Raw genomic sequence first — 12449 nt, 5'->3', positions numbered from 1 at the left:
GACCGTTTTTAAAGTGAGAAGGAAATTGATTTTGATAAATGTATAAGACCGATCAAAACCGGCCTTATACAGGAAAAACTACAATACCATCTTTTTACTACCATCCCAACCAATCGCTTGAACTGTTGTTGTTCCGGTAGGAATATGAACTATAGTCTTTGAAGCATCCGGCGAACCAGCACCCGTGAAAGCAACTTTGACCAATTTATTACCCGACCATGTTTCAAAGGCAACGGCATGCTGCCACTGGCTATTATCCACAATAATCTTTTCACCTTCTTTAATAAACCCTTTTCCAGTATCTCCTTTCAGCGGAAGTTTATTTTTGTAGATATCCGTTGAATTTGCGGTGATATAATGTAGAACGGGTGTCGAAGGTTTAGGAAACTTAGACGCATATTGTTTTATTTCATTGATATCAGCTTCCGTAATACGCATGCGACCTACTGTATAATCGTCGACAATGTAATCGATAGGAGCGAGAATGCCCGATTTCTCAAAAAAGTCAGTAAGATCCAAGCGTGCTGCGTCACATGCATTTTTTACAAAAGCTAACTGATAAAACTTGTCCCCCGCATCTCCGGCATCCTCTTGCTGAGCAGCCTTGTTAAAAATGTCGGCATAAAAATCCTTTTGTCCCCAGCTATTGCCGGCACCGGCAACCACAAAATACAACTGAAGCTGCCAAAGCGGAACAAGTTTGACAAAATGATCACCACCCCAGTCGCGTGGTCTCTCACGCTCCCAACGGTCTGGCCCCGCTTGTGTAAGCCAAGGCTGTTTATGCACAAAAGCAGATTCCATATAGGCTGTTATACGTCCTCCAACCTTTCGCTCATCGTAATCTTTTAAAACTTCACGTTCCAGTTTCGGTTCCGTTGTGTTATAAAGGTACTGTGTCCAAACGGAATAAATGTTATTCGTCACTTCAGTTGTGCCGACCCATTTCATATGCGGACGTACTTGGTTCACATGGCCAAATTCATGCGCTACGCCCCACGAGTTCTTGCGTAAGTTCGGTATGTTCGCTACACTTTGCATCGTGTTGTCATGAAAGGCAGCACCTATATGATCGGCATGCATGAAGCCTTCCCAAATAACGCGTCCAAACATATGGTTCTTTGGTTCTTTCTTATACTTCACCAATCCCATAATCTCATGCTGAATCGTGATGAGTGAATCATACAACTGCATCAGTTCAACGCCATGCGACGGATTTTCTTTCTGCAGCGATTTTACGGAATATGCCAGGTGAACTTTTTTACCCACCAAATCAACCACCGGACCATAAGAGCCTGCCAGCATGCGCACATAATCTGCGTTGTTGTTTTTAGCAAGATTAAAAACCCCGTTTACTTTTCCCGATAAAATATGCACCTCCACATCAGCTTGTTTCTTACCGTCTGTAAAATACTGAATGTAGCTGTTCCCTTTATTTTTTACCTTAAAAGTATTGTATCCTGGTTTTAACGGATAACTTTCTTGTTTAAAATTTTTGTCATCCCAATTGACCACAATGAGCTTGATGTCGGGATTTGCTGTTTTTGATAACCATATGACCGCTTCGTCGTTCGCATCAAAGTAGATACCCGTCGGATTTTCATAGGCCGAATAAGAACTGGTCTTCATTTGTGAAGCCAGTAGTTTTGGATTCGTGTAGCTGCTATAAGAACGTAGGCGTTGTTTTAGTGGGTAGGTATGGTTGAAAAGATCCGTAGCCGCCTGTTGTATACTTGAAGAACTAATGGTGGAGATCTGTTGTAACGTTACATTTTTTTTGAGTTTGGTTAGGTTCTGGTTTTGGAATACGCTGAGATCTTGCGGTGATTGCCCAATGGCGTAATAATGAGCCGCTAAAAGCAACCCAAAAAGTAAGGTTTTCTTCATGATTTTTTTTGTGTAAAATAAGCATTGTTAAACGATGTTTTGTATCCGTTTTAAACGCAAACGATTGTGTAAATAGTTTATTACTAGTTTTTTAATTATTGATTGTTCATGTTGTTAAAAAGAGTGAAATAAATTCTTGTTGTGGAGAAATTTACACATCTTAGCTTATCGTTTAACCAAGATGAACAACTAATTTAATGAGACAGATACTCACCCTTGTATTTATATTTGTGCACGTTTGTTTTGCACAAAAAGCAACGAAAGAAACCTTTATTGTCGCTATTGAAAGGAACAGTACGGGTGCTAAAGGAGTTCAGGAGACTTACTATATAGCCTTGCAAACTTTAGGTCAAGCAGCGAGGGGTGGCCAACAGATGACCTATACGATTGAGGACTTGGAGGTTCGTGATGCCGCGGATTCGATGTTAAAATTTTCCTATAGGGAGCAGGTGATGGAACCTGACTTTATGAACTCATCTCGTGCCGTCGAATACATGTGTATGCTTAACAAGCCCATACCTTTCCTTGTGCAGGATGGGATTCCTAAATTAGATTCTCTTCCAGTCCGTCAATATATAGAGAAACAGCTCGATCGCTGGGTCATCGAATCAGAAGTAGGTACGCAACTTGTTGGGAGCATCTATTCAAGCCTCAAAGAGCTGATGCATCACCTTTATTTTTCCAATCTATCGAAAAAGTTTAAACCAAAATTTGTGGGAAAGACGGCTGTCGTCGATAATACGACGTATGCGATTTTGAAGAACGGAAAAGGAGAACGCCAGGTTTCCTTCACGAAAACGGATAGCACATCGACACAGCAAGCTGAAGTACGTTATGATCCCCGTAACGCGATGATTAAAAAGTTAGACAGCAAGATATCATTTTCTTTAAAGATTGATAACAGACAAATCAACGGAGAGACGAACTTACATGTGGAACAAACGGCCTATATACGGAAAGGAAATGTGAGAAGCGATTATTTAGATATGTTGATGCGGGGAAGCTATTGGAGCGATGCCCTGAAAGAGAAGGGAAAAACCGATAGCTTGAAAGTTGAAAAGTACATCGCCAGCTATGAGCCGAATTATAGTAATAATCGACTATATGCTGGGATGAAGTTAGGGAGTTTGCAAAAGGCAGACAGTTATAAACGCTATCGGGCAGAATTGAACCATATGCCCATTTCTTTATTAAGGGGAACATTTCACTTGAGCAATAAGCTTAATGATGAGGGTCTTTCTATGGAAGATTTGACTGATCTTATTCCTCTTTTACGTGAGGGAGATTTATATGATTTCCTACACAATACATTAGCACAACGTCTCCTCGATAAACAAAATAAACAAGCATTTGCTACCTTATTGCATATCAATGCTAATATGACGGCTAAGGAAAAATTAGAAACTGATCCATTGGTGTTTTGGGCGAAATCGCTAAGGACACCGCAGATGGACAGTGTGCAGTATTGGCAAAAGATAATGCTCGGGTGGGATCAGGAAACATGGAATAAAAGTAATGCCGGACGCTATGCATTGTTGCTTCAGCAGATTTTGATAAAGAAAAATCTAAACCATGATGCCGACTTGCAGATGATCATTGATAAGATTCAACGATTAGTTGAAGATCCTGAAAATAAAAGAAGGTTAACGCATAAGGGCTTATTGGCATATGCGTATTACCTCCAGTATGAAACAAAAGTAAAAACTAATGAAGAGCAAGCTTTAGCTTCTTTGGAAAGGGCCGCCTTCTATTCGCCAAAAGGGGCGGCAGACAAAGCGCGCGAAAGTTTTTATGATCGTGTTTTTCTCCTGTCGAAGGAAAACTATACGAATGACTATATAGAAGAGCTCAGCAAAAGGGGGCAATCCGATGTGGCCCTTGAAAAACGTGTGCAGGAGTTTTTGTACAACCCTACTGATGGTTATGATGATCTGGCTACTTTCTACAGCAACTTGAAGGGACGAGCGGCTTTTGTCACTTTCTTCAAGCAGGAAATTATCCCACAGCTCCCTAATGCACCAGATTTTGTTTTGTATGATTTGCAGCAAAATAAGGTGGCGCTTGAAAACCTAAAAGGAAAGTGGTCGTTGATAGATTTTTGGGGCACATGGTGTGGTCCCTGTGTGGCAGAGATGCCCAAAATAAATAAGTTTTATACAGATAATCAGGATAAATCGAACACTAATATTAAGCTAATTACGATAGCTTGTTACGACACGGCGGACAAGGTTCGAACCTTTTTAACAAACAATAGTTATTCTATTCCGGTACTCCTGTCGGATGCTAAAGTGCAACACGATTATAAGGTGCCAGGATATCCAGCAAAGTATATTATTACACCTGAAGGAAAGATGATTCCCGTACGTTTTGGTTTCGATTGGCAACCATTCCTCGCTAAATTGGCATCGCTTTAATGACGTAAATCATTGATGTTTGCGTAGAACAGCAAGTTTAGTTAAGTTTACTGCATATATACTAATGTTTTTAAGTGATGGACTATATATTCAGACAAGCAACCCTAGCCGATCATGCCGCAATTTGGGAAATTATATCGCAAGCTATCTTACGCCGTAAAGCGGATGGCAGTAAGCAATGGCAGGATGGGTACCCAAATCCTACGGTTATCCAAAGTGATATAACACGTGGAATTGGTTATGTCTTGGTTATTGGTGAAGAAATTGTGGGGTATACCGCAATTCTTATCAATGATGAACCTGCTTATGATGAACTCGAAGGGACCTGGCTAACTACAGGTGATTTTGTGGTGTTTCATCGGGTGGCGATTGCAGAGCAACAGCTGGGAAAAGGACTCGCAAAGCTCTTACTTCATCATATTGAAGAGTTCGCTTTACAACAAGGTATCTATAGTGTTAAAGCTGACACCAACTTTGATAATCCGGGTATGTTGAAAACATTCGAAAAACAAGGGTATGTTTATTGTGGTGAAGTAACTTTCCGGGGCGCCAAGCGGAAAGCATATGAGAAGGTCTTGCGATAAAGAGACTGTAGCTGTTCTTTTTCTGCCATTATTGTACGTGGTTATTCACACATTTTTGTTACTTAATGAAATATTTTGTGAAAGATGTAAAAGAAAATAAACTTTTTTCTCTATGTTTGGAATCGGACTAATAATCAACCGATTCTAAACTAAAATACGTATGAAGTACTACTATCTCCTTTTGCTCGGGCTCTTCGTTAGTAACTTATGTCGAGCGCAAGAGGAAAGAAAGGAAGTTGTATCGTTCGAGGATGCTTATAAACGAAATTATCCTATTACTAAGCTAGCTGGAGAACGACCGCGGGTAGATGGAAGGCTTGATGACGATATCTGGCAGAATAAAGGTGTCTGGTCCGAGATTTTCTCTCAAGTCATACCGTTTGAACGGGCACATACGGATTCCTGGACAAGGGTCAAGATTTTTTATGATGACACCAACCTTTACGTAGGCGTATACTGTAAAGATAAACACCCAGAAACGATGAATGCTTTTATCGGGAATCGGGATGATAATAGTAATGGGGATTTAATCAGTATTGCCTTTGACACCTACCACGATTACCGGGTGGCAAGTGAGTTCAATATTAACCTTGGAGGAAATAAAACGGATCTGACGGTAACCGATAAACTATCGGTCAACTTGAGCTGGAATGCGGTATGGGAGGGACATACCCATATTAATATGCCGGACTCTAGTTGGACGGCAGAGCTTCGAATACCATTCAGTCAACTTCGTTATAACCAAAAAAATAGCGATGGTATTTGGGGATTGCATGTGCGACGGATCATTCGGCGAAATAATGAGGTGCAGAACTGGAGCATGATCCCTATTAAAAATAATGGACATGTGTTTTCTTTTGGCGAGATGCATGGAATGAATGCTCTTCCAAAGCCGCGAGGAATAGAATTTTTGCCTTATACGATGGCCAAGTTCACCAAAGAGCCTAAAGTCGTTGGGAGCCCCTATCAAACGGGGAGTAAATGGGGGAAAAATGTAGGTTTGGATGCTAAGTTTGCCTTGAGCGATTTTACGCTTGATGTAACTATAAATCCAGATTACGGACAGGTGGAACTTGATCCTTCGGTGATGAATCTTACAGCCTATGAAGTTTACTATGATGAGAAGCGCCCTTTCTTTTTAGAAGGAAAACATATTCTTGAATTTGACAACAATGACGGGGGAATGATGTTCTATTCCCGACGTATTGGCGCTATGCCTTCCTATCAGCCACGTGGCATCGATAATAATACAAGCTTTGCCGCGACGCCAAAAAATATCCCAATCTTGGGCGCGATGAAGCTCACCGGAACAAATCGTAACGGGGTGACGGTAGGTTTTTTACAGAGTGTTACCGCACAGACTTCCTCGGCGGTAACCCGCGATGGTGTTGCGCATACGGAGGTAACGGAGCCTTTAACAAATTATACGGTAGCACGCGTACAGAAAAACTGGAACGGTAATACATTGGTCGGAGGAATGGTGACTGCTGTGAACAGGAAACTAAATGAAAACTACCTCAAGGATGCGCTTGTTGCCAACGCTTTTACAGGAGGCGTAGATTTTACGCAATATTTTGCTAAGCGCTTGTATTACATTGATGCAAAAGCAATGTTTAGTACGCTTCACGGTTCATCTCAAGCTATTCTAAATACAAAACTAAACGCTGCCCATTATTACCATCGTGCGTCGGGACTTCCTTATTTAGATCTTGAGCCCGATGCACGGTCCTTACAAGGAACCAGTGGTTTTATTAAGGCTGGAAAGAAAGGTAATGCGCAGTGGAATTTTTCACAAACATTTAGTTGGGCTTCTCCCGGATTTGATCTCAATGATGTCGGGTTTATGAAGCAAGCGGACTATAAACTAAACGAGTCCGAAATTGCCTTTCGAAAGACGGATCCCTGGGGTCCATTCCGCTTCGCGGGGATTAATTTCACGCAAAAAAATGTATGGAATTATGGGGGAGATGCGATGAATAATGATGTTGCTATTCGTTGGCGAAGTTTAAGTATCAAACGACGCATTGAGATGGATATCAAAGAAACATTTAGTTGGAATACGGTGGATAGCCGCCGTTTACGTGGAGGGCCTGACATGCGATATAACTCCAATTTTGAGACGAATATTGCCTTGAGTACAGACCGTGCCAAGCGTATTATGTTTAAATTAGACTACAATGGACGCCATTATTTGGATGAAAAAACGGGATACAATGCAATCCACCCGAGTATGGTCTTTCGATTGGGGAATCATGTGCGGTTAGCGGGGCAGTTTAATTATGCGTGGAATACAGATAATATACAGTATGTAAGCACGGTTGTACCCATGGGCGGTCCGACGACAAATCCAACGGAATATATTTTAGGACGTATGGATCAGGAAACCTACGGTGTAACCCTCAATATGCAGGTTAACGTGACGCCGGATGTATCTATTCAATTTTATGGTTCACCCTTCACGTCGGTTGCTAAATATGATCAGTTTAAATTGGCCGGCGATACAAAGGCGCGTAGATATGGAGATCGCTTTATCGCGTTTGCAGAACCGGAGGTACAGTTGGAGGAAGGTTTTTATACCGTAGATCATGCGGGTAAAAGTTTGCGGTTTAAAGATCCTAATTTTAGTTTCAACGAGTTTCGTTCTAATTTGGTTGCGCGGTGGGAGTACTTGCCAGGATCAACGGTTTATTTGGTTTGGGAGCATAATCAGTCTTATCGCGATGCTATTTACCAACCAGGCTGGGGAAATAATCTTGACCGTTTGTTGGGATTCCCGGCGAGCAATACATTTATGATGAAATTGAATTATTGGTTCAATTTATAGAAAAATTAATTTCCTGTTAGGGGGAATTTATATATATTTGGAGCGAAAGAAGACTAAAAGCCTGGGATTCTTGGTAATATATTGTTAGTTGTTGTGTTTGCTACCTAACAAAAAAAGAAACCAATAAACATGAAAAGTATTCGTAAGCCAGCTCTGCTGGCTTACTCTCTTTAAAATCTATGTTAGATATGGATAAAAGAAAAGATGAACCTGGAAATTACAATGAGACTAGTTATGAAAAACATGCGAACTGGTATCATTCGTTATTTCCCGACGATGCACAGAAAATCGCAGCACTTGAAAATATTCGCGATTATAAAGGAACAATAAATCACTGGTTGCAAGAGGTTTTTTTTAGTGCTTTAAAACCATTTATAGCCAATAAAAAGGATCGTTGGCTTACGGTGGGTGATGCGTATGGACATGATGCTATGTACCTTTTAGAAAATGGTGTAGAACAAGTTCTTGCGAGTGACCTGAATGATAATTTTCTACAGTTTGCACAGCAATTGAAATTAGTGAATGAATTTGCTGCCGAGAACGCAGAGAATCTTTCGTTTGCAACAAATAGTATGGATTATATTCTGTGTAAAGAAAGTTATCATCACTTTCCTCGTCCTTACGCCGCGTTGTATGAGATGATTCGCGTCGCAAAAAAAGGCATTATTATTATAGAACCGCAAGATCCGATCAGTAAGATGCCGCTCTTGTTGTTTGCAAGTAATCTGTTGGAGAAGATAAACCAAAAGCTTATTGGCAAAATTTGGAAAAATCGATTCTCGTATGAACCGGTCGGTAACTTTGTTTATAAAGTATCTGAAAGAGAGTTTGAGAAGTTTGCAGCAGGCTTAAACTTACCACTGGTTGCAATTAAAATGTTAAATCCTAATTTCTGGTTTCCTGGAAGCAATAGGATGCTCGCACATAAGTCCGAAAAGGCTTTTAAAAAGATTCTTTTCAAGAAAAAATTACGAGACGTACTGAGTAAGTGGGGGATTGTACCGTGCCAGACCCTGAGCATTGTCGTGTTTAAAGAAATGCCTGATCAACAGATGAAAGAAAGACTCTCAGCGGCTGACTATAAACTGATAGAAATCCCCACAAACCCGTACTTATAAAAACATATTTTTCTCCGTTTTTATGGCGATGTTGCGGCATGCTTTGCTGCGACATAACCGAAGACAATACCTTGCGCAATTGTTCCGCCAGCGCCAGGATAGCTGCGTCCGAAAACATTTGCAGCGTTATTCCCAATAGCATAGAGACGTGAGATTGGTACGCCATCTTCACGCAAAACTTGTGCATATTCATTGGTCATCACGCCACCACAGGTGCCGAGATCGGAAAGTACCAATCGTAAGGCATATAGCTTGCCAGTTAAGGCACGGAGATTAGGGTTTGGGTGTACCGTAGGGTCACCATAGTAGTGGTCGTAGGCACTTTTACCCCGTTGGAAGTCTGGATCGGCACCGGCTTCTGCAAAGTCATTATAACGTGATATGGTTTCTGCTAGTCCCTCCGCAGGAACATTAATTGCATGTGCTATTTCAGTAACTGTTGTCGCTTGATGGACAATGCCAGCTTGATACCAGCTTTTTGGAAAAGGCATCCGTGGAAATATGGATCCTGCGATCAGGTAATTGTTTTTATAGAACTGATCAAAGATAAACCACATCGTCTGTATAGGCTTGCCACCAGCTTCTTGTTTACGAATAAACTGGCCAAAACTCATATAGTCTGTTGCTTCGTTAATAAATCGCTTTCCTTCTTCATTGATAATCAGACTGCCTGGGAGAGAACGCTCCGCGAGGAGGATCATCGGTTTTTCGCCTTTGGAAAGGGGGGCGACTGCAGGAAACCACCAGGCTTCTTCCATCAATCCTGTTTGTACGCCTAGCGGTTCTACAATATCGAGTGTGTCTCCCATATTTCCTGCAGCACCCATACTCAGGTCATCCACGATATAAGGTGATTGATATTTCTGTCTTTTGATTAGATTATGGTCAAAGCCACCTGCAGCGAGGACTACACCTTTACGTACTTGTATGGTAAATTGTTCACCACGTTGCTCCACAACGGCCCCGATTACTTTGTTGCCATCCGTATTTAATCGAATCAAGCGGGTATCTGTCCAAACGGGAACCCCAGCGCGTAGAAGTCCGGCGAACATACCTGCTGCGATCGCTTGGCCGCCGGCAACGTATTTTCGCCCCAATAAAAGGCCACCCACCCCCTGTGCTAGTCTTTTGAGGATAAGGGGAAATGCTTTAAATGGACGACGTAACATCAGGTTCATCCATTTATAGTCCGCACCCGTGACGGGCATCGGAACAGGGGCTTCCATGGGACTACCCCGAAAGCGGTGACGTTCGGCACCTAGCTTGGAGATATCAAAAGGTTTACATTCGCAGCTTCGTCCCAAAAGATCGCCTCCTGGTTTTTCGGGATGGTAGTCGGCATAGCCTTTGGCCCAGAAAAAATGCATGGGTGTGGTACGCAACAGCATATCAACAGCGGCAGCTCCATTGGACAGGAAGGCGTGACGTCGTACTGCTGAGCTGTTGTCGCCAACCAAGGCATCGAGATATTTCTTTGCTTTGTCTAGGTCGTCTGTGGAGCCACTCTCCAGCAATGTACGATTGGCTGGAATCCAGAAGGCTCCTCCGGAGAGGGCTGTAGAACCGCCTACAAATTCTGTTTTTTCGATAACGAGACATTCCAATCCCTGTTCTTGGGCGGCTAGTGCTGCTGCCATACCGGTGCCAGATCCCATGATGAGAAGATCGATGGTGCAATCATTTGCTTTTGGACCTATAGGTGCCCTATTTAATGGTGTTTTGCTCATATTCTTTTATTGTTTATAAGGTGTCGTCCAGATAAAACGAGACATTTTAGACAGATTTGAGAAAAAGGGGGTATCGTAATATAACCTTTTTTGTGCAATAAAACGAAGGGTTGTTTTTGTTTATATATTGATAATCAATGTTTAATGTTGTTTTTTTCTTGTCGTGACAAAAAAAATGACGATAAAATGTAGTAACTGCATTGCAGATTTAAAAACTGCTCGTACATTTGGCTTGTCAAATGAGAGTATTGGTAACATTGGTCCTATCGTTGTTTTTCCTTGTCGTAAAAGGGGAGCAAGTACATCTTTTCAAGGTGCAGCATATAGGATTCTGTGACCATATTGTGGTGAACAAGATTCGACAAGAACAAATTCACGCACACAAGACCATGCACCTGAGTAAAGGGTTAACTCCGATGAGTAGAGAGAGTGACTCCCTGACCGAGCTTACAGAAGATCTCCAAGATCTACAGAATATGAGTTTGCGGGGCAAAGATTTACTATTGTTCAGTTATGTCTTTCTCCTCAGTTGGTTTCCCTTATCATTCAAGAATAAATTTCCCTTTACTTGGCAATGGCCTATAGTTGCCTCTTATAAGTATATTCTGCAACGGGTTCTTCGAATCTGAAAATAAAAAATATCTTCTCGTCAATGCACACTTGAAAGCATACGGATATGCCTGTTTTGTTTAGGTAAATCGTGGGTTTTATTCATTTCTGTTGCCTTGACGACGTCTTAAATTTGATCGATAGTCAACGATCATCCTTATCCTTATTTTTTATTTTTATTCCATTTTCAACAATGAAAAAAATTGGTATTGCGCTTGTAGCGAGTACGTGTTTGGTGGTAAGCCTATACAGTTGTACGCAATCAAAAGCAGAGAAAGAAGAAGAACACGTGGTTTACCCCACAACACACCCAGTACGGGTTGATACAACATTTAACAAAGAGTATGTGTCGCAAATCCGTTCGGTACGGAATATTGAAATCCGGGCCCTGGAAAAAGGATTTTTAGAACAAATGTATGTAGATGAAGGACAGAATGTTCATGCCGGACAGTTGCTTTTTCGTATTATGCCAAAGCTCTATCAAGCGGAATATTTAAAAGCACAAGCCGAGGTGAAGGCCGGTGAAATTGAGGTTCAAAATGTTAAGATATTGGCTGAAAAACAGATTGTTTCTCCCAATGAATTGGCACTTGCCCAAGCGAAATTAGAAAAGGCGAAAGCGGAGGTAGCTCTTGCTAAATTCCATTTATCAGCAACAGAAATTAGAGCGCCTTTTGATGGAGTTATTGACCGTATCCCATTGAAATTGGGAAGTTTGGTCGATGAGGGAGAGCTCCTTACGAGCTTATCCGATAACAGCCAGATGTTTGCGTACTTTAATGTCTCTGAACCTGAGTACCTGGATTACCAAAACAATGCCACAGCCCAACAGAACAAAGATGTCAAGTTGCTACTCGCTAATAATCAACTGTTGAAATATCCGGGACGTGTCGAAACCGTAGAAGGAGAATTTAATAGTGAAACCGGCAATATTGCCTTCAGAGCCCGCTTCCCAAATCCTGATCGATTGCTTAAGAATGGGCAGACGGGTAAAATTCAAATGCGGGTACCACTGGAAAAGGCCTTGGTGATTCCGCAGAAAGCTACGTATGAAGTGCAGGATCAAAAATATGCTTTTGTCGTCGATGCACATGGGGTGGTGCATAGCAGGCTAATTGAAATTAGTCACATGCTGCCCGATGTATATGTGGTGTCGGCTGGACTTTCTGAAAATGATCAGGTTTTATTGGAAGGGCTACAGAAAGTAAAAGACGATGAGCATGTGCGTACCAAGCTGATGGATCCTAAGTTTATTCTAGGAAATCTCCGGTTAAAATCTGAATAGT

The 12449-nt window shown here is 41.7% G+C and carries 8 protein-coding genes; 6 read left to right on the top strand and 2 right to left on the bottom strand.

Annotation, left to right across the window (positions count from 1 at the left end):
* Positions 1-78: 78 nt before the first annotated feature.
* Positions 79-1887: a M60 family metallopeptidase gene (locus B9Y69_RS18425; protein WP_085474470.1), complete on the bottom strand. Its 1809-nt coding sequence runs from the start codon at positions 1885-1887 to the stop codon at positions 79-81.
* A gap of 197 nt (positions 1888-2084) precedes the next feature.
* Here B9Y69_RS18425 and B9Y69_RS18420 point away from each other — a divergent pair, with 197 nt between their 5' ends.
* From B9Y69_RS18420 to B9Y69_RS18405, 4 genes are all read left to right on the top strand, one after another.
* Positions 2085-4301, top strand: coding sequence for a TlpA family protein disulfide reductase (locus B9Y69_RS18420; RefSeq protein ID WP_085474469.1), 2217 nt, complete (start codon positions 2085-2087; stop codon positions 4299-4301).
* A 77-nt stretch (positions 4302-4378) separates the two neighbouring features.
* Positions 4379-4885, top strand: coding sequence for a GNAT family N-acetyltransferase (locus tag B9Y69_RS18415; protein ID WP_085474468.1), 507 nt, complete (start codon positions 4379-4381; stop codon positions 4883-4885).
* A gap of 160 nt (positions 4886-5045) precedes the next feature.
* On the top strand, positions 5046-7709 hold the full coding sequence (locus B9Y69_RS18410) for a DUF5916 domain-containing protein (protein WP_085474467.1): 2664 nt from the start codon (positions 5046-5048) through the stop codon (positions 7707-7709).
* Positions 7710-7897: 188 nt separating this feature from the next.
* A complete protein-coding gene (locus B9Y69_RS18405) occupies positions 7898-8827 on the top strand; it encodes a class I SAM-dependent methyltransferase (RefSeq protein WP_085474538.1) in 930 nt (309 codons plus the stop codon).
* 20 nt (positions 8828-8847) lie between these two features.
* Here the strand turns inward: B9Y69_RS18405 and B9Y69_RS18400 are convergent, their stop codons facing one another.
* On the bottom strand, positions 8848-10554 hold the full coding sequence (locus B9Y69_RS18400; RefSeq protein WP_085474466.1) for a 3-ketosteroid-delta-1-dehydrogenase: 1707 nt from the start codon (positions 10552-10554) through the stop codon (positions 8848-8850).
* A 239-nt stretch (positions 10555-10793) separates the two neighbouring features.
* Here B9Y69_RS18400 and B9Y69_RS18395 point away from each other — a divergent pair, with 239 nt between their 5' ends.
* Positions 10794-11183 carry a hypothetical protein gene (locus B9Y69_RS18395; protein ID WP_085474465.1) on the top strand — a complete coding sequence of 130 codons (390 nt, stop codon included), beginning with the start codon at positions 10794-10796 and terminating at the stop codon, positions 11181-11183.
* A 173-nt stretch (positions 11184-11356) separates the two neighbouring features.
* Entirely contained in the window at positions 11357-12448 is a 1092-nt protein-coding gene (locus B9Y69_RS18390) for an efflux RND transporter periplasmic adaptor subunit (protein WP_085474464.1), read from the top strand.
* Position 12449: the final 1 nt, after the last annotated feature.

Source organism: Sphingobacterium psychroaquaticum (assembly GCF_900177625.1).
Lineage (GTDB): Bacteria > Bacteroidota > Bacteroidia > Sphingobacteriales > Sphingobacteriaceae > Sphingobacterium > Sphingobacterium psychroaquaticum.
Note: the sequence above shows the minus strand (reverse complement) of the source record. Positions and strands in the feature narration are given on the sequence as shown.

Bases quoted from the DNA above. Each gene is read 5' to 3' on its own strand.
- B9Y69_RS18410 (WP_085474467.1), top strand. From the start codon at position 5,046: ATGAAGTACTACTATCTCCTTTTGCTCGGGCTCTTCGTTAGTAACTTA.
- B9Y69_RS18420 (WP_085474469.1), top strand. From the start codon at position 2,085: ATGAGACAGATACTCACCCTTGTATTTATATTTGTGCACGTTTGTTTT.
- B9Y69_RS18415 (WP_085474468.1), top strand. From the start codon at position 4,379: ATGGACTATATATTCAGACAAGCAACCCTAGCCGATCATGCCGCAATT.
- B9Y69_RS18405 (WP_085474538.1), top strand. From the start codon at position 7,898: ATGGATAAAAGAAAAGATGAACCTGGAAATTACAATGAGACTAGTTAT.
- B9Y69_RS18400 (WP_085474466.1), bottom strand. From the start codon at position 10,554: ATGAGCAAAACACCATTAAATAGGGCACCTATAGGTCCAAAAGCAAAT.
- B9Y69_RS18395 (WP_085474465.1), top strand. From the start codon at position 10,794: ATGAGAGTATTGGTAACATTGGTCCTATCGTTGTTTTTCCTTGTCGTA.
- B9Y69_RS18390 (WP_085474464.1), top strand. From the start codon at position 11,357: ATGAAAAAAATTGGTATTGCGCTTGTAGCGAGTACGTGTTTGGTGGTA.
- B9Y69_RS18425 (WP_085474470.1), bottom strand. From the start codon at position 1,887: ATGAAGAAAACCTTACTTTTTGGGTTGCTTTTAGCGGCTCATTATTAC.